The sequence below is a fragment of the Bacillus cereus group sp. MYBK14-1 genome (assembly GCF_051916885.1).
In the GTDB taxonomy this organism is placed as follows: domain Bacteria; phylum Bacillota; class Bacilli; order Bacillales; family Bacillaceae_G; genus Bacillus_A; species Bacillus_A cereus.
Genome location: NZ_JBQAHM010000006.1, coordinates 289,724 through 308,297, shown reverse-complemented (window position 1 = coordinate 308,297; position 18,574 = coordinate 289,724). Strand labels below are relative to the sequence as shown.

Sequence of the window (18,574 nt, the reverse complement as noted above, 5' to 3'; positions counted from 1 at the left end):
GCCATATGTAACGCAAGTAGCGGTAGGTAAGTTAAAAGAATTAAGCGTATTCGGAAATGACTATCCAACGAAAGATGGAACAGGAGTCCGTGATTACATCCATGTTGTGGATTTAGCAAATGGTCACGTAAAGGCGCTTGAGAAAGTACTGAGTACAACGGGAGTAGATGCTTATAACCTGGGCACAGGTATGGGCTATAGTGTACTAGAGATGGTTGAAGCGTTTGAAAAAGTTTCGGGTAAGAAAGTTCCTTATAAAATTACAGAGCGTCGCCCAGGTGATGTGGCAGTATGTTTTGCTGATGCATCGAAAGCAAAGCGTGAATTAGGCTGGGAGGCAACACGCGGATTAGAAGAAATGTGTGCAGACTCTTGGAAATGGCAATCAAATAATAAAAATGGATACATGGATAGTGAATTATAAAAAATGTTGAGCTAAATGCTTATGATTTAATCCATTAGAGTTAATGACTCTTAATTTACAAGGTTAGATGTATAGAAAGTAGGAAGAAAATGAATTCAATCCTAATCTGTGGCGGAGCTGGCTACATCGGTTCTCACGCTGTGAAAAAATTAGTAGACGAAGGTTTATCTGTAGTAGTAGTAGATAACTTACAAACTGGTCATGAAGATGCAATTACGGAAGGCGCGAAGTTTTATAATGGCGACCTTCGTGATAAATCATTTTTAAGGGATGTTTTTAAACAAGAAAATATTGAGGCGGTTATGCACTTTGCAGCTGATTCTTTAGTTGGAGTTAGTATGGAAAAGCCCCTTCAATATTATAATAACAATGTGTATGGTGCACTTTGTTTATTAGAGGTAATGGATGAGTTTAAGGTAGATAAGTTCATTTTCTCTTCTACTGCGGCAACGTATGGTGAGGTAGATGTTGATCTTATTACTGAAGAAACGATGACGAATCCAACGAATACGTATGGAGAAACGAAGTTAGCAATCGAGAAGATGCTTCATTGGTATAGCCAAGCTTCAAATTTACGTTATAAGATCTTTAGATACTTTAATGTGGCTGGTGCAACTCCAAGTGGTATTATTGGAGAAGATCATCGCCCAGAGACACATTTAATTCCTCTTGTGTTGCAAGTGGCTTTAGGTCAACGTGAGAAGATTATGATGTTTGGTGATGATTATAATACACCAGACGGTACTTGTATCCGTGATTATATTCATGTTGAAGATTTAGTAGCGGCTCATTTCTTAGGGCTTAAAGACTTGCAGAATGGCGGAGAGAGTGATTTCTATAACTTAGGAAATGGTAATGGTTTTAGTGTAAAGGAAATTGTTGATGCAGTTCGTGAGGTTACAAATCATGAAATTCCTGCTGAGGTAGCACCGCGCCGTGCGGGCGATCCAGCGCGTTTAGTTGCTTCTTCTCAGAAAGCGAAAGAGAAGTTAGGATGGGATCCTAATTATGTAAATGTGAAAACAATTATTGAGCATGCTTGGAATTGGCATCAAAAGCAACCGAATGGATATGCTAAATAAATATAATAAGTGAAAGAGAGGGTATCGTCGACAAAATATGTTCGACAATACCTTCTCTTTTTTTATAGGATTTTTGCTATACTAAACTGTACTATAATACATGATGGAAGGAGGAGAATGATGAAAATACTTGTGGTTGATGATGAATCGAGTATTCGTAATTTGATTCGGATGCAGTTGGAGATGGAAGGTTATGAAGTATTGGCAGCGGCTGATGGGAGGGAAGCTTTGGAGCGATGGAATGAAGGGCCAGATGTATTGATTTTGGATGTTATGCTTCCGGATACGGATGGGTATGAGTTGCTTCGTTTGTTCCGTGAGAGAGATAGGGATATTCCGGTGCTTATGTTAACGGCAAAGAGTCAGATGAATGATAAGTTGCTTGGATTGCAGCTTGGTGCTGATGATTATGTGACGAAGCCGTTTAATTATGCGGAGCTTATTCTTCGGGTTAAGAATATGGCGCGGCGTGTAAAGAAGACGGAGGCGGCTGTAAGTCATGAAGTAATTGAGGCTGGAGAGATAGTGATTTGTCCTAAGGAAAGAAAGGTACATGTGAGTGGACAAGAGATTCAGTTAACGTACCGAGAGTTTAATTTATGTCAGTTGTTTGTTTCAAATCCGCAGCGTGTATTTATGAGGGATGAGTTGCTTGAGAAAGTATGGGGGTTTGAGTATATCGGAAATACGAGAGCAGTTGATATTATGGTGCAGAGACTTCGAAAGAAGCTTGGGACGAGCGGAGAATATATTAAGACAATTTATGGCGTTGGCTATAAACTGGATTGTTAAGTGGTGATGGTATGTCTTTAAAGCGAAATATGGTGTTTGGAATAGTTGGGCTGTTAATTCCGATTTTTGTTCTTTTATATGCAGTTGTTTATATTACGTTAGAAAAGAATATGTATCATAACGCAGCAGATTCTTTAGAAAAGTTAAGTGTAGAAGCACAAATTTATACGATGAATTATTTAGAGAAGGAAGCAGAAGTGGATACGCTTGGTCCGAATTCACTTTTAATTGCGTCGTATTTAGCGAAGCGTATGGATGTCCGTGTGCAGATGATTGGGAAGAATGGCGATGTTGTTGCAGATACACAAAAAGGAGCATTGCTTCACCGTAACATCGACATTGAGAGTTCCTTGAAGGGGAAAAAGTCTTATGTTTTCGAGGAGGCGGATCCCGCTCCCATTCTTTTGTTTTCAAGCCCAGTATATTATGGAAACGATGTCATTGGAAGTATTCGTTTTATAAATGAGTTAACGGGTGAGAAGGAAGTTTTAACAAATGTGAGTTGGACGTTCTTAATGACATCTCTTTGCCTAGTTGCTACCGGTATTTTCTTTGCAATTCGTTTGGCAAAGTCTCTTCATAAACCAATTGATCAGTTGAGACAAATGGCACAGAGGCTCGCGAATGGTGATTATAAGAGTAAGATTGAGTTAAATGAGTACGTGGAAATCGCTCAGCTTTCAGCATCTTTTAACGCGATGGCCGATGGAATTGAGCTGCATATTAAGCAATTGCAGGAGGAGAAAGAGAAGCAGAAAGATTTCCTAGACCGCATTACGCATGAGCTAAAAACACCGCTAACGGCAATTATCGGTTATGTTGATTTAATTCCGAAGTTACAATCGAAAGAAGATGTACAGGAAAGTCTTCGTTATGTGGCTGTGGAAAGTGAGCGGTTATTATCACTTGTAGAGGAACTGCTTAAGTCCTCGAAATATGGAACGAGTACGTTTGAAGTGTCTCCTACAGTTGTGAATATAAAGGAATTGGCAGAAGAAGCAGTTTCAATTGTGAAACCCCGTCTAAATCAGTTTGAAATTGAAGTGATAAATGAGTTAACAGATGTACATGTTGTGGCGGATTTTGATAAGACGAAGCAAATTTTCTTAAATGTACTTGATAATGCAATTAAGTATAGTGATGCTTCTCACATTCGTATGAATGTAATTGTAAATGAGCATGAGGCGAAGGTTTTTGTTCATGATGATGGGATCGGTATAGATGAAGTGGTGCTTGCAGAGTGGAATGAGTCTCCGAAAGGAAAGGCACTTCCTTCTAGTTATGGGAATGGTTATGGTTTGTATATTTGTCAGGAGATTATGAATAAGCAGGGCGGAAGCATGCGGATTGAGAGTAGTGAAGAAGTAGGTACTACAATATTCATTACATTTTTGCTTCCGAGAAGGATGGAAGACATAAAAAACTTGAAAGCGGTTAAATGATACATTTATGAAACAATTATGCGGTATTTTCGAAACAACGTTTTTTTATCTTGGAGGTAGGCAGAAATGAAAAGGCTATCATTTCAAATTCTTATGTTTGTCATTTGTATGATTGTTTCTCTTGTTTTGTTTTATGTTATGGAGAAGCAAATCTATAATCGAATCAACATTGTAAATGATAAACAAGCCGTTTTACAAAGGGTGAATGAATCTCTTCCAATTGAAGTGAAAGTAAGACATGAAAAGTGGGGAGAAATTGTTGTAACGGATGAAGTTCGTTTGCATACGATTGTTTCATTCTTTGACCGAATTCGAATAGAGCCTGAGGGCGTTAAGAGCCAAGAACAAGTATTTACTGGAGAAGTAACGTACTTGAATGGACATAAGCGTACTTTTGCAGTAGGTGACTTGTTCCAGTATGGGGAAAATGTATACGGAAAGAATGGCATGGATCCGATGATTTCAGCACTTCAAACGTATTTATTAAGCCTGTATTACACACCAGAGCGTATTAGTGATTTCTTTGCTTCAGCAAAGGATATCGTAGTACGTCAAGGCGATGTGGTACGTACTATCAATCTTACGCACATACTTGATTCTATTCGATACGCAAAGCAAATTACAGATTACGGAGAAATTCAGAAGTTATTACAATCGCAGAATGAACCGATTGCTTATATTACAGCTTATAAAACAGGTAAGCTTGTAAAGAATGATCGTGAAGATATTCTTACGATTTCTGTGTATCCATCGTACTTTGTTGTGCAATATCTCGGTGATAATAACGGAAATGTCATGTATATGAAAAGCTCTCTAGCAGAGTTATTCGTAAAGGAGAATGCGTCATGAGAAAGATAGCCTTTTTCTTCTTTTTGCTAGTAATTGGAGGAGCGATGTCTAGTTGCTCTCGAGATACAACCTCTATTAAATATAGTAAAAATGGTCTCCCTATTTTGGATGATCGTCATATTGTTGCGTATGTAGCGGCTCGTGAGGAAGTTGGTGAAGCGTTACTTTCATCATTTTGTAAGCCGCGCGGATGTACGTATGAATTTATTCGTCTTTCAACAGAAGAACTTCTTCGTAGAGTGGAAGAAGAAGCCGGAAATCCGAAGGCGGATATTATTATTGGCGGTACAGTAGATGCGCATCAAATGATGAAGCAAAAAAATCTTTCTATTCCTGTGATAAGCCAACATGCAAATCGTATTTCAAAAACTGTTAAAGATAAAGATGGTTATTGGTACGGTTATGAAGTGGAGAAGCTGGCAATTGCGATTAATAAAGAGCGGTGGAACGAGGAAATAGCGCCGCTCGGTCTCTCGTATCCGTTAAGATGGAAAGATTTATTGAATCCAGTATATAAAGGAAAGATTGTCATGCCCGATCCAAATGTTTCAGGTACAGCATATACGTTTTTTCAATCACTTATTGATATGTTAGGTGAAGAGGAAGCGAAGGAATATGTGAAGAATCTGGCGGAACAAGTTGGAGAAGTAACAGTGAATGGTTACATCCCAGCAGAACTTGTTGCGAGCGGTGAATATATGATAGGCATCAACTTTATGGGAGATCAGAGAATGCTTCAAAAACAAGGCTTTCCGATTTTAAGTAACGAACCTGAGCAAACAGGGTTATCTGTTAATGCGATTTCGAAACTAAAACGTGCACCGAGTGGTATTATTGCGGATTTATTTATTGATTATTGTTTATCAGAAGAAGCGGGGCATATTTTAGAAAAAGTGTCGTTTGGCGTACCAACGATGTTTGCGAAGAATGAGAAAGAAATAGAAGGACAGCCGGTTAGAAGGACGAACCAAAATATATCAAATAGCGGAATAATCGAGATATGGAATAGACAGCGTCTCTCTCTGAAGTGAGAAAAGGAGACGAAAATATATGTTTAAATGGCTTAAGCCAGCACCTGCAATTGAAAGATTGCCAGCGGATATGATCGATCGTGTATATCGATTACTACGTATTCGTGTGTTAATCGGGATTTCAGTTGGATATGCTGCGTATTATTTAGTTCGTAGTAACTTTAATTTATCTACTACGTATTTAGTAGACGAGTTCGGATTTAGCACTACACAAATCGGATTATTAGGTGCAGTAATGGCTGTTGTTTACGGACTTAGTAAATTCTTTATGGGTAATTTATCGGATAAGGCATTTGCTCAACGATTTATTGCAGTAGGTTTATTTTTATCTGGGCTTGTTAATATTTGTTTCGGTTATGCATCTTCCTTTGGGATGATTTTAACATTACTTGTTCTAAACGGTATTGTACAAGGTATGGGAGCACCACCTTGTAGTATTGTTATGACGAAATGGTTTTCAAAGAAAGAACGTGGGACGAAAACAGGTCTTTGGAATATTTCACATAACGTTGGTGGATTACTTGTTCCACCATTCATTGGAATTGGTGTAGGTATCTTCGGTGAAAGTCATTGGCAAGGTGGCGTATTTATTTTCCCAGCGATTATCGCAATGGTAATTGCAGTTCTTGTTTGGATTAATGCGAAAGATACGCCAGAATCTGAAGGTCTTCCGCCAATTGATGAGTATCGTAATGACTATGAAAATCTTGAAAAAGCAGATAATGCTAACAAGATGTCTCCAAAAGAAATTTTAATGAAGTATGTAGTGAAAAATAAATTTGTTTGGTTCTTATGTATTGCAAATGCATTTGTTTATTTAATTCGTTTCGGTGTTATTAACTGGGTACCGATTTACTTAACAACAGTTAAAGGTTTTACGAAAACAGAAGCACATGCAGCATATTCAATATTTGAAGCAGCAGCGATTCCAAGTTCTTTAATTGTCGGTTTTTTAAGTGATAAATTATTCAAAGGAAAACGTATGCCATTATGTGTTATGAGTATGGCTGGAGTTGTTGTTGGTACGATTGTATATTGGCAAGCAACTAGTATACTTGTTGTAAGTATTGCAGTTTCTGTAATTGGCTGTTTAATTTATGTACCACAGTTCTTAATCGGCTTAAGTGCAATGGAATTAGTACCGAAGTTTGCAGTAGGTACAACAGTTGGTATGTGTGGTCTGTTCGGTTATGTTGGAGGTAGTTTCGTAGCTAACGCAGCAATTGGTATTATTGTTGATCGTTCTGGCTGGGATGGTTGCTTCATGTTACTGTTAGCAGGCGGTATTTTATCAACAATATTCTTACTGATTGTTCAAATGGGACATGAGAGAAAAGCTTCTAAGGTAGCATAATATTTTATTTGAAAAAGCTATCCAATTGTTATATTGGATGGTTTTTTCTATATAATATAATCTTTCCTTAAATCTATCTTAAAAGATATAATGTCATATTTCTAATCATTGGAATTTTTGTTACAATATAATTGGATGTGTAAAACTTTGTAAAAATAATGTAATAATATGTAATGTATTTTCAGAAAGTTTTATACAATTTTATATTAAACTATTAAGTTGTAAAAAGGAGAGAGACTATGTTACCAAATACGGTTCGTACTCCAAACAAGAAGAAGAAATGGATTATTATTGGGGTTATTGCACTAATTGTTATTGTAGCGGCAATTAATATTTTTGTTATGCAAGGTAAGAAGAAGGGTGCATCAACAAATGCTGATGCTGTAAGTTTTGAGAAAGTGACAGAGCGTAAGCTGAATAATACGAAGTTAATTTCTGGTCAGGTGAAGCCTGGTAATATTGAAAGCTTCTATGCAGATCCGGCCAAAGGGAAAGTGAAAGATATTGAGGTAAAAGAAGGGCAAGAGGTAGAGAAAGGCACGAAGTTATTCTCTTATGATAATGAAGAGATTAACCTTCAAATGAAGCAAGCTGAGCTTGATCAGAAGATGGCGGATATGCGTTATGATCAAGGAAAAAAGAAGATTGATTCGTTGAAGAAAGAAATTAAGAAGGCGAAAGATAGCGGAGCTGGGAAAGAAGTAACAGATCCGATGGACGAGCAAGTAAACGAGTTAGAGATAGGACAAAAAACAATTGACCTTGAGAAAGAAAAAGGAAAGTTGCAGAAAGAAGAGTTAAGTAAGAAGCAGAAAGAACTTACGATTTATAGCAATTTTGCTGGTGTTGTTCAAAAGTTAGATAAAGATGCGGCACAAAGTTCATCTCAAGCGTTAGGTGGTCAAGGAAAAGCGTTTTTACAAGTAGCTTCTAAAGATCCATTCCAAGTTCAAGGTACGTTAACTGAGCTTCAAAAGTCACAAATTCAAAAAGATCAAACATTCACTGTAACTGCGAAAGCAAATAATAAGAAGAAGTGGACAGGTAAGATTACAGAGGTAAGCGAATTCCCAACGAGCGCAGAGATGGCGCAAGCTGGCGGCGTGGGTGAAGCAACTCAAAATATGTCTCAGTATACATATAAAGCAAGTCTTGATAGTCAAGATGGTTTATCTCCAGGTTATCATGTTTCATTGCAAGTAAACTTAGAGAATAAGAAGATGATTGCTGTCCCAAGTAAGAGCATTGTAGCAAAAGGCGATGATGCATTTGTTTATGTTGAGGATAAAGGGAAGCTTCGTAAACAAAATGTGAAAAAAGGTTCTACTGATGGGGACTGGACAGAGGTTGTAGAAGGCGTAACAGTGGGGCAAAAGGTGGTTAAAAATCCTTCCGACGATGTGTATGACGGAATGGAAGTGAAAGAGAAATGATTACGTTAAATAATATTGCTAAAACGTATTATCAAGGAAAATTGGCGGTGCCGATTTTGCATGGTATTAGTTTAACAATTCAGAGCGGTGAGTTCGTTTCGATTATGGGACCGTCTGGTTCTGGTAAGTCGACGCTTATGAATATTATCGGTTGTTTAGATCGTCCAACAGAAGGCGAATATATGCTGAATGACGTGAATATCTTAACAGCAGACGAGTCAAAGCTTGCTTTAATTCGTAATGAATATATTGGCTTTGTATTCCAGCATTTTAATTTACTGCCTCGTCTTTCCGCAGTGGAAAATGTTGAGCTTCCGCTCGTATATGGTGGCGTGAAGAAAGCGGAGCGTCGCAAGCGTGCTTTGGAGGCGTTAGGTAAAGTTGGATTGGCAGATCGCGTGCATCATTTACCAAATGAGTTATCAGGTGGACAGAAGCAGCGTGTAGCGATTGCAAGAGCGATTGCGAATAATCCAACGTTCATTATGGCCGATGAACCGACTGGTGCACTTGATACGAAGTCTGGTGAGCAAGTTATGGATATTTTCACGAAGCTTAATGCAGAAGGTACGACGATTGTTATGGTTACGCATGAAGAGGAAGTAGCAGCGTATTCTTCCCGCCGCATTGTACTGCGAGACGGGAAAGTTACAGAAGATAGAAGGTGTGCGGTATGAGTTTACTAGATAGTATAAAAATTGCCTTATCTTCTATTTTAGCTCATAAACTACGTTCTGCTCTTACGATGCTCGGTATTATTATCGGGGTAGGTTCGATTATTACTGTCGTTGCAATTGGGCAAGGCGGAGAAGCAATGCTGAAGTCGAAATTCGCAGGTTCTGGTGGTAATAACCTTATGCCAATTCAATTTAAACCAGATATTAATGATGAGTTTGCTATAGGTGGATTTGAAATGCCGAAGTTAACGGAAGAGGATATTTTGGAAGTAAAACAAGTGAAAGATGTTTCACATGTTATTACGACAAACCAGACGACAGAGGTGCTTGATGTAAATGATAAAAAAGCAAATTTGAATGTTATTGGTCTTGATAATGAATATTTTGCGGTTAATAAAGTAAAGGTCGTAAAGGGACGTACTTTAAATGAATCAGATATTTCTCATGCAAATAACGTTGTGATGATTAGTACAAAAACAGAAGAGACGTTATTTAAGGGTGTAAATCCAGTAGGACAAATTATTGAGATGAAAGGACAACCGATGCAAATTGTCGGTGTGTATACATCTGATAATGAATTTATGGGATTTGAAATGGAAGAAGCGTTAATCCCTCTTACGTTATGGCCTGTTTTATACGGAACAGATGAAATTCAAAGTATCGCAATTCAAGCTAAAAATGTAGACGATTTAGAAGCAGCAGGGAAACAAGCTGTTGATGTATTAAATAGCCGTAAGCCAAGTGAAATTCCGGGTAAATATGAACTGGTTAATTTAAAAGAATTCCAAGAAAATGTTTCTAAAGTTACTAACATTATGACAATGATCATCGGTGGTATCGCTGGTATTTCATTAGTCGTTGGTGGTATCGGTGTTATGAACATCATGCTTGTATCTGTAACGGAGCGTACGCGCGAAATTGGGATACGTAAAGCGCTTGGAGCAACGCGTAGTAAAATTTTATTACAGTTTTTAATTGAAGCAGTTATGTTGACGCTTCTAGGTGGTTTGATCGGAATTGGTCTTGGGTATGGCGGAGCATATATCGTTTCTACATTCGCAAAATGGCCACCACTCGTTTCATGGGAAGTTGTTGTTGGAGGCGTACTGTTCTCGATGACACTCGGTATTATTTTCGGATTAATTCCAGCAAATAAAGCTGCGAAATTAGATCCAATTGAAGCATTGCGTTATGAGTAATTAATAGTGTAGTAGAACTACACATTACCGTTCTAGTGGGCGGTTCGTAGCCTCTATATGAGGAAGTGAACCGCCCGTTAGAACGGGTTATATAAATAGAAGGAGGCGTTATAATGGAAGCAAATATTAATACGCAAGATGTAGGTGCGAAGAAGCCATCATTATTAGGAATGATTACTTCTCCAGGTGAGCAATTTGAGAGAATGAAGACGAAAAGTCCAGTATGGGGGGCATTTTTCCTTTTCATTATATTAACAGCTGTAATTGCAGGGATTAGCATGTATCAAGTAATGAATCATCCTGATGTAATGAGTGAGGTGCCTGATGCTGAAACGGCTAAAGTTGTTGGTTACTTCGGAATAGGAGCAGGTATTGTTGGAGGGCTATTTGGTACTGCGATTTGGTTCTTCATTGCGGCAGCTATTTATAAAGTGATTATGATGTTTATGAGTAATGATACTTCATACATGAAATTATTATCTATTTATGTCTACACATATACGATTTCAATTTTAGGTGCAATTGTGAACTTTATTATTAGAATGATTCTTGGTGGAGATATTGAAACTTCTTATACAAGTTTAGCAACTTTATTTGAGCCAGGTACAGTTGCTCATGGTGCTGCTTCATCATTCGAAGTTTTCAATATTTGGACATTAGTTGTAATGGGATTAGGATTACATATTACGGCTGGATTAAGTAAAAAACAAGCAACGATTTTAATTGTTATTTTCTTTATTCTTTCAGTTGGATTTACTAGTTTAAGTGGTCTAGCTCCAAAATTTGGTGCATAATTTATTCTTTTAGAAAAAGGTGGCTCTTCCAAGAGTCACCTTTTTTATTTTTACCCTTACTTCAAATACCACCAACAGAATTTCAAATTCTACATAGTGTAATTTCAGATTCCGTCGGTAGTATTTGAAATGACTCACAGTGAAATCTTTTCTTTATTTTTATATTGTGAAGGTACCGCGGAATACTAGAAAGGTATACCTTTTAGAAACGGGTACTGTGTGAAGCCAGCGACTTTTAAAGAGGCAGTTGTTTTGTATGAAGGGATGATTGTAAATCAAATAAAGAAATTAGGTATTCGTAAAGATTATGAAGAGTATTATCAATGTGGTTTAATTGGTCTTTGGCATGCGTATGAAAGATTTGATGCAAAGAAGGGGTATTTCCCTGCATATGCAGTTGTAACGGTGCGTGGTTATATATTAGAGAGATTGAAGAAAGAGTTCGCAGTGCAGGAGAGATGTGTAAGTGTAGGTGAGTATGAGGATATCTTTCATTTTGAGGATGTTGAAATAAGAGTGAAGGATTTTATGAGCGTGTTAGATGAGAAGGAGAAGTATATTATTTTTGAACGTTTTTTTGTAGGGAAGACGATGGGAGAAATCGCTTTAGAGACGGAAATGACATATTATCAAGTAAGATGGATGTATCGGCAAGCACTTGAGAAAATGCGAGATAGTGTAAGAGGATAAATATTAATATAAGAATGGAAGGCAAGAGATGTTGCTTTCCATTCTATTTGTTAGTTTAATGTAGTAAATGTAACAAGGGGTTTTTAAATTGTAGTGAATCTTGCATGTTCATACGAGATAGTATGTATCCAGCTTTTAATAATTGTTGCTGCAATTTATGGGGACTGATAGATATTGTTGTTGTAGTGCCATTTGAAAAATGTATTTTAGCCTTTTTAATCTTTTGGCAAAAGTCTATATCGTGTATGTGGTTATAAAATAGCCATATACAGTTTGGAGATGAAGGAGATTCTGTTGGAAAAGTACAAATGTATTCCCGATGATTAATTGGAATTGGAACGTTTTGTTTGAATCTAAAATTTGTTTGGACTGCATTACGCCTGCCTTGATAAGTAGAGTGAATATGGGTTAAGCAAGATTTTTTGATGAGTTGTAATGCGGTTTGGCAGGAACGAAGATCATTTCCGCTACTGTCGATAAGTTTTGTACGATAATAAGGGTGATTGTATGGAACAAGCATCATAGTAGAACTAGAAATAATAATGTTATTTTCATCATTCATGATTTTAAGTCCTCCCTTATGAAATTAATATTTCGAATATAATTATATACGGAATAAGTAAACTCGGTGTTAATATTTTGTTTTGTATTGTAAATTTTGGCTATTCGTTTACAATCAATAGGTGATAGTCTTTCTAATTTGCATCGCTTGTACATATATATGAAAATAGAAAAGAGTAGGCGGTGATATAGTATGAAGAAAAAGTATATTATTATGGCTTTAGTTGTCGTTCTCCTAGTATATTTAGCAAACAGTAATCCGAGTAAGGGCGAATATACAGAATGGGCAGCGAAGCAGTTTATGAAGCGTAATGATGTGAGTAAGAAGCTAGATGAAGTTCAAAAAGAGAATGAAGAGGGTCTCCTTGGCGACTTGGCATCGGCCGGTAAAAAGTTAGCGAAAAAGTATGTTGAGCCACAAATTGGGTTATTAATTGATCATTATACGAAGCGAAATGATTATATATTCTTCTCAACATATACGACTGAGTTTGATATAGGTGAAGAACATTATAAGTACGTATGCGTCGGTTTCTCAAAGATTTTTATTCCGATTGAAATGCCGAAGAAAAAAGACGAATCTGCAAAATGATGCAGATTCGCCTTTTTCATTTTATAGAGTAATTGGAACTTCAGATACATTTTTTTCTACAAGGCGAGCTCCCTTTTTTCGTGTATTTTCATCAATGGATGAAAATACAGATGAGGCGAGGATTGTATCCATTACTTGATTTACGACTTGTGCATCGATTGGTGTGATGGGCGTATCGATAGAAAAAACGACTGTTTTTCCATCTTCTTTTGCGAAAATCAACTCTAGTACTTGCATGTGTTATTCCCTCCTTTGTATTTATCAAGCTATTTATGGGATTTGGGTCTGCCGGTTAAATTGCGGTCTAATCATCAGCGGGGATGAATAAAATCCCCACTGATCCGAGTTTTACTTTATAGTTTAGAAAGATCTGATGTGCTTACAAGTTGTACAGCGTGAAGTGGTGATGCTTGTAAGGAAGCTAGAGCATGAGCTACGTTGTGTACTTGATCTAAGCTCGCATTTGTTTTAACACGTTTAAATTGTTTGTTCTTGAAAACTGTTTTGCCGTTCTTATCTAATCCGTTGTTTAAGACAAGACGTAAAGTTAAATCCATTACGATTGTTTCAATTGCCATGTGTATCACCTCCTTTCACTTTATAAATAGGGTACAAATGTCATGTTTTGGCGTGAAATTTTTTCTTTTTTTTGGTACCCTTAAAAGATTAAGAGAGGAGAATTCTGGATAATGAATCGTAAATGGTTATTTTGGATTCCTGTATTACTATGGATGGGGCTGATTTTCTATTCTTCGGCACAACCATATAAAAAGCAGGATATGCGTTCAGATATTGAACAATATGTAAATGTTGAATTTGTGAAAGAACATTTTTCATGGGTATCTATCGATTATGGTGGAGGAACCCCTGTTAGTATTGCGAATAAAGGTGTAGGCGGATTTATTGAGTTTTTCCTTCGTAAAGGTGCTCATTTTATGGTGTTCTTTATGCTAGGTTCATTGATTTATTACGCTTTTCATCGATCAGGTTATTCGAGGAAAAGATGTTTTATATATGCCCTTCTTTTCGTTGCGGGTTATGCAACATTTGATGAAATTCACCAATGGTATACGGGAGACCGTACACCAATGTGGCAAGATTCATTGCTTGATACGTGCGGCGGATTAACGGGAATTATAATAAGTAATTGGTTTTGGAATAGAAAGAAGCGCTAATCTCAAATAAGATTAGCGCTTTTTTTGCGGGGAGTAAAACCTCCACTGATTAAAGTTTCACTTTATACACCAAGTAATTCTTTTAGTTCGTCTGTTGATAGTTCAGTCATCCAGCTATCGCTTGTGATGACCGCATTGTTTAGAGATTGTTTTCTTTCTAGCATTTCATCAATTTTTTCTTCTAATGTTCCTGTTGTAATGAGTTTGTGAACATGAACAAATCGTTTTTGACCAATGCGATATGCGCGGTCTGTTGCTTGATTTTCCACAGCTGGATTCCACCAACGATCGTAGTGAATGACATGGTTGGCAGCGGTTAAGTTTAATCCTGTTCCGCCAGCTTTTAAGGATAAGATGAAAATGTCATACGTTCCGTTTTGGAACTCCTCAATCATCTTGTCGCGATCTTTTTTCGGCACACTACCGTTTAAGAAGAGGACACGCTGGCCGAATTTTTCTTCTAGCACACGTTTTAGCATGTTCCCCATGCCGATGTATTGAGTGAAGATTAGGCAACTTTCATTTTGATCTTTTATATTTTCGATGAGCTCCATTAACGTTTTTGTTTTCATAGAGCGTTCAACGACATTTTGTGGCTCTTCTTCTTTTAAATAAAGAGCTGGATGATTACAAATTTGTTTTAGCTTGTTCAGCATAAGTAATATAAAGCCGCGTCTTTCAATTCCACTTAATCCTTCGACATTTTGCAGTGTATCTTGAACAAGTTGTTCATATAAGGAAGCTTGTTCACCAGTAAGAGGACAGTAAGCTTTTTGTTCTTGTTTATCTGGTAAATTTAATGAGACCGTTTGATCTTTCTTCGTTCGACGCAGTAAAAATGGTGAGATAAACCGTTGAACTTGCTGGATTTTTCCTTCATCACGATCTTTTTCAATCGGTGTGACGAAGCGACGTTGGAATTGCCCTAAGCTTCCGAGATATCCATGATTAATAAAGTCGAAAATGGACCAAAGTTCAGCAAGGCGATTTTCCATCGGCGTACCAGTTAAAGCGATTTTGTGATTTGCTTGTAAGTTTCGTACTGCTTTCGACTGTTTCGTATGCGGGTTCTTAATATTTTGTGCTTCATCCAAAATAACAGCATCCCAGCATAATGAAGTTAGTTCTTCCTCATCGAGTTGAGCCAATGCATAAGATGTTAATACAACATCTGCTGATTGAAGGAAATCTTCAAAAGAATTGCCCTTATCTCTATTACTTCCGTAATGTAATTGAACACGTAAATTCGGTGCGAAACGCTCAAATTCTTTTTGCCAATTTCCAAGAACAGATGTCGGCGCTACGATTAATGCAGGGCCTGTTTTGAGATTATTTTCTTTTATATATAGTAAGTAAGAGATTGTTTGAATACTTTTCCCGAGTCCCATATCGTCAGCTAGCAATGCTCCAAATCCAAGCTTTCGTAAATATAATAACCATTCAATGCCGTGTTGTTGATACGGACGAAGTGTTGCGTTTAGTGAAGTAGGGACATCTACTTTTGGAATATCTCCAATATGAAGCAGCTTTTGGAATAGTTCCTCATAATATCCATCTAGTTCAATTTCAATATCAGTAAACGGACTATCATCTTCTACAATTTCTGTTTCAGCCGTATTTGATAAATGTTGCTGCAGGACATCTTTCATCTCTAGTCCGTATTTATCGGCACGGTTCATGAGTTTCCTTACTTCTTCGATAAAGGCTGGATCTAGTCGCATCCATTGACCGTTTATATTAAATAGACGTTTGTTTTGTTCAACGAGTTCAAAAAATTCGCTTTCTGATAAATCAATGCCGTTCGTCGAAATTCGCCAGTCAAAATTAACGAGCGTATTCATACCGAAGAACGATTGTGTTTGTACTGTATTTTGCTTCAGCTGGACACGTAATTTCGGTTTTGTTGCTTTTAAATTTTGCCACCATGATGGTAGTAAAATTGTAATGCCGGCTGCAAGTAATTCATTGCTTGCTTCTGTTAAGAAGTTCCAAGCTTCTGTTTCAAAGAGCTCATTTCGGAATGTATCTCCTTCTTTTAACCACGGTATGAGCTTACTAAAACCTTCTTGTGTTTCTGTAATCCGTTCTTCGTAATCGTGCCATCTTTTCGGTAAGGAATCGATGTTTTCATATACATATATGCGATGCGCCCCGCGCTTTGGTGTCACGATTGTTTCAAGTTTCCACATTTCAAATTCTTCTTGTGGTTCTTGCAGTCTTAGTCCGATTGTAAACGGAAGATCATCTTCAATATAACCAATTTTTCGAAGCCAATCTTCTTCATGTAGTGCTGTTTCCAATTGTCTTTTCGTAAAGTCGTAATGTTCATATAGTCTTTTAGCATCTTCCCAGCCGTCATTTGAGCGATTATCTTGTAATATGCTTTCATTAACTGCTGCTGAGAAAAGAGATGCTAATGTGTCATCTTCAATTGGCGTATTTTGAACTTTCCAAGATGGTTGTTTGGGCCAGTGCTCGATATCTGGTACGAAGCTACCACTCGTAAAGGCATCCCATAATTCATTTGCATCTTTTGTAAGTGCTGTAATAGGGCCGTTCAGTTGAATATGTGCAAAGGAATTCATCGGTTTGTTTGCAATGTATTCAAAGGCTTGTGCATTTGTTAGTAGCACACCTTGTTTTCCTTCGAAGGTTGCTTCTTTTAGAAACGTACCGTAGAAAGAAGTGGAGTGCCATGTGAATGCATGTCGTTTCCAACTTGTTACGGATAATGGAGTACCGCTGTCATCTTCTCCCCAAAGGAACCAACCTTGACTAACATGCTGGAGCCTAATTGTTACTTCAGTTTGATTGATCATCGATTAATTTTCCTTTCCGTAATTCCTCTTGTAGTGCACGCAGACGTGAATGGAGATTGGCGATGTGAATAATGAAAGCATCCCATTCATCGGTGCGTTTTAATCGTTTATATAATGTACGTAATTTCTTTAAGTAACGAACTGCGCGTCTATATGATTTACGATTTCGTTCTTCAATTGCCTCTACAGCAGCAAGATGATAAAGAGGAAGTGCTGCTTCTGGCGCTTCTTTCTCAATATCTTTCAGTGGTTCTTTTAACAGTTCAATTGCTTCAAACCCATATAAGAGATGAAGCTCTACCCATGTACGATACTGTTTTTTCGCGAGTACGTACTGTTCATAGTTTGTGAAACTATACGGTAATAGTTCCTGCAAGATCATTTCAAAACCAGCTTGTTCATTTGTATGTGTTGCATATGTTTCATACATGATTACAAATAGCCGAACAATATCTTTTATAAAAATCGTATTTTCGTGATCTTGGACCGTTTTCTTTACTTGTTTATACGTAAAGGAAAGCCAGTTTTTCGCACGATCCCACTGCATGGCACTTAATAGTTCTTCTAACCAATAGAAGTATAGACTCACAACAGAAGCAGGTTGTTTCTTTAGTAAGTCCATCGCTAGTAGATCTTCTTCATTTAAAAAGAGAAGGTGAGAAGACGCTAATGCTTTAGATAGTGGATTAATTTTCGTATCGATTCGTTTTTCTTCCTCTTGCATTTTCTCTTTATTGTTTAAAAGTTCACTCCATATGTGGCGATAAATGAAAAATCGCTCTTGCGTATAAGCGTCGGTAGAGAAGAATACTTCATGAACAAGACGAGCTGTTTCTTGCAAAATTATTTCAGATTCTGAAGGAATCGCTTCTGATTGTAAGTCCCGAACGATGGATTCCACTTTATCTACAAATAGGCGAACGACATTAACAGGTTGGTGATAAGAATACGTTTTGTTTGCTTCGAATGCCTGAATTTCTTCTAATAATTTTTGAAAGCAGTAAAGTGCCGCATGTAACCTGAATAATTCATGTATGGCGATGACGCGCGGAGCTTTCCGCTCAAGTTTCGTATAGAAATCTGTAAAGATACTCATAAGAAAATACATTTGTTTATAAGTAAGGCGAGCTTGTTCTTTTTTAAATGATTCATATTCTTTTTCAAAATATGATTCCCAACTTTTATAATCCGTTTCTTCAAAAGCTGATGATTGCAATACTTGTCTTGCAGTTCGAATAGGAGGAAGGGAAGGTTTCGTATTATTTTTAAATAAAGTTAATACATCTCCTACTTGCCCGAAACTAGACGCTGCAGATAGTAATACAGCGAGCATATGCTCACATTGTGTTGGTGCGAAGCAATCACAATAACTTTCAGCGACATTACGAATCGGAATATGAACGCTATATACGTTGCCTTCCGCATCTACAGTTCCTGATAGTGTATAACCATCAAAGTCAACGTTGTAGACAACACCACTACGATATAGGTGCCGAGCTGTAGCGACATGTTCCTGATCAGCTGTTTGCTGTGGATCTAGTCCTTGAACGAACTCATTCGCAATCATCATAATTTCATCTTTCGTAATTGAGTGTTGCAGCATAATATTCCTCCGTACACATATTTCTTTCCTTTACCATTATAAACAAAAAATGCTCAA

At 37.3% G+C, this 18,574-nt stretch carries 19 protein-coding genes; 14 read left to right on the top strand and 5 right to left on the bottom strand.

Annotated elements, in window-relative coordinates:
• The 12 genes from ACTFR3_RS18280 to ACTFR3_RS18225 form a co-directional block, all read left to right on the top strand.
• The coding region (locus tag ACTFR3_RS18280) for a GDP-mannose 4,6-dehydratase (RefSeq protein ID WP_142309053.1) at positions 1-424 on the top strand (424 nt) is incomplete at its 5' end.
• A gap of 89 nt (positions 425-513) precedes the next feature.
• Entirely contained in the window at positions 514-1,506 is a 993-nt protein-coding gene (gene galE, locus ACTFR3_RS18275; RefSeq protein WP_001084660.1) for a UDP-glucose 4-epimerase GalE, read from the top strand.
• Between the two features lie 120 nt (positions 1,507-1,626).
• Complete coding sequence (locus tag ACTFR3_RS18270; RefSeq protein ID WP_000699553.1) at positions 1,627-2,298, top strand: response regulator transcription factor; 672 nt, start codon at positions 1,627-1,629, stop codon at positions 2,296-2,298.
• A gap of 11 nt (positions 2,299-2,309) precedes the next feature.
• Complete coding sequence (locus ACTFR3_RS18265) at positions 2,310-3,740, top strand: HAMP domain-containing sensor histidine kinase (RefSeq protein ID WP_044796161.1); 1,431 nt, start codon at positions 2,310-2,312, stop codon at positions 3,738-3,740.
• Positions 3,741-3,806: 66 nt separating this feature from the next.
• A complete protein-coding gene (locus ACTFR3_RS18260; protein WP_000826614.1) occupies positions 3,807-4,589 on the top strand; it encodes a DUF3919 family protein in 783 nt (260 codons plus the stop codon).
• The gene (locus tag ACTFR3_RS18255; RefSeq protein ID WP_242292416.1) at positions 4,586-5,620 is read left to right on the top strand and encodes an ABC transporter substrate-binding protein; all 1,035 of its coding nucleotides are present in this window, start codon (positions 4,586-4,588) and stop codon (positions 5,618-5,620) included. The genes ACTFR3_RS18260 and ACTFR3_RS18255 overlap by 4 nt, the downstream gene beginning before the upstream one ends.
• A 19-nt stretch (positions 5,621-5,639) precedes the next feature.
• Positions 5,640-6,974, top strand: coding sequence for an MFS transporter (locus ACTFR3_RS18250; RefSeq protein ID WP_197323694.1), 1,335 nt, complete (start codon positions 5,640-5,642; stop codon positions 6,972-6,974).
• Positions 6,975-7,213: 239 nt separating this feature from the next.
• Positions 7,214-8,407, top strand: coding sequence for an efflux RND transporter periplasmic adaptor subunit (locus tag ACTFR3_RS18245; RefSeq protein WP_044306710.1), 1,194 nt, complete (start codon positions 7,214-7,216; stop codon positions 8,405-8,407).
• The gene (locus ACTFR3_RS18240; protein ID WP_000631624.1) at positions 8,404-9,084 is read left to right on the top strand and encodes an ABC transporter ATP-binding protein; all 681 of its coding nucleotides are present in this window, start codon (positions 8,404-8,406) and stop codon (positions 9,082-9,084) included. The genes ACTFR3_RS18245 and ACTFR3_RS18240 overlap by 4 nt, the downstream gene beginning before the upstream one ends.
• A complete protein-coding gene (locus ACTFR3_RS18235) occupies positions 9,081-10,283 on the top strand; it encodes an ABC transporter permease (protein ID WP_000054365.1) in 1,203 nt (400 codons plus the stop codon). Before ACTFR3_RS18240 ends, ACTFR3_RS18235 begins: the two co-directional genes overlap by 4 nt.
• A gap of 113 nt (positions 10,284-10,396) precedes the next feature.
• Positions 10,397-11,077 (top strand): Yip1 family protein, encoded by a 681-nt coding sequence (locus tag ACTFR3_RS18230; protein ID WP_000387922.1) that lies wholly within the window; start codon positions 10,397-10,399, stop codon positions 11,075-11,077.
• Between the two features lie 219 nt (positions 11,078-11,296).
• The gene (locus ACTFR3_RS18225; protein ID WP_322369194.1) at positions 11,297-11,767 is read left to right on the top strand and encodes a sigma-70 family RNA polymerase sigma factor; all 471 of its coding nucleotides are present in this window, start codon (positions 11,297-11,299) and stop codon (positions 11,765-11,767) included.
• A gap of 55 nt (positions 11,768-11,822) precedes the next feature.
• Here ACTFR3_RS18225 and ACTFR3_RS18220 read toward each other — a convergent pair whose 3' ends face one another.
• Entirely contained in the window at positions 11,823-12,329 is a 507-nt protein-coding gene (locus tag ACTFR3_RS18220; RefSeq protein WP_000997459.1) for a competence protein ComK, read from the bottom strand.
• A 192-nt stretch (positions 12,330-12,521) separates the two neighbouring features.
• On the opposite strand from ACTFR3_RS18220, the gene ACTFR3_RS18215 reads away from it, so the two are divergent.
• Positions 12,522-12,920, top strand: a complete 399-nt coding sequence (locus tag ACTFR3_RS18215) for a DUF4359 domain-containing protein (RefSeq protein ID WP_322369195.1) — start codon at positions 12,522-12,524, stop codon at positions 12,918-12,920.
• A 21-nt stretch (positions 12,921-12,941) separates the two neighbouring features.
• On the opposite strand, the gene ACTFR3_RS18210 is transcribed toward ACTFR3_RS18215, so the two are convergent.
• Together ACTFR3_RS18210 and ACTFR3_RS18205 are read right to left on the bottom strand one after the other, a co-directional pair.
• Entirely contained in the window at positions 12,942-13,157 is a 216-nt protein-coding gene (locus ACTFR3_RS18210) for a DUF2922 domain-containing protein (RefSeq protein ID WP_001197593.1), read from the bottom strand.
• Positions 13,158-13,273: 116 nt separating this feature from the next.
• Positions 13,274-13,498 (bottom strand): DUF1659 domain-containing protein, encoded by a 225-nt coding sequence (locus tag ACTFR3_RS18205; protein WP_000963857.1) that lies wholly within the window; start codon positions 13,496-13,498, stop codon positions 13,274-13,276.
• A gap of 111 nt (positions 13,499-13,609) precedes the next feature.
• Between ACTFR3_RS18205 and ACTFR3_RS18200 the strand changes: the two genes are divergently transcribed.
• Positions 13,610-14,095, top strand: coding sequence for a VanZ family protein (locus tag ACTFR3_RS18200; RefSeq protein WP_001080709.1), 486 nt, complete (start codon positions 13,610-13,612; stop codon positions 14,093-14,095).
• A gap of 62 nt (positions 14,096-14,157) precedes the next feature.
• Here ACTFR3_RS18200 and ACTFR3_RS18195 read toward each other — a convergent pair whose 3' ends face one another.
• Both ACTFR3_RS18195 and ACTFR3_RS18190 read right to left on the bottom strand, forming a co-directional pair.
• The gene (locus ACTFR3_RS18195) at positions 14,158-16,914 is read right to left on the bottom strand and encodes a DEAD/DEAH box helicase (protein ID WP_440044645.1); all 2,757 of its coding nucleotides are present in this window, start codon (positions 16,912-16,914) and stop codon (positions 14,158-14,160) included.
• Positions 16,898-18,517, bottom strand: a complete 1,620-nt coding sequence (locus ACTFR3_RS18190) for an SWIM zinc finger family protein (RefSeq protein ID WP_440044644.1) — start codon at positions 18,515-18,517, stop codon at positions 16,898-16,900. The genes ACTFR3_RS18195 and ACTFR3_RS18190 overlap by 17 nt, the downstream gene beginning before the upstream one ends.
• Positions 18,518-18,574 lie beyond the last annotated feature (57 nt).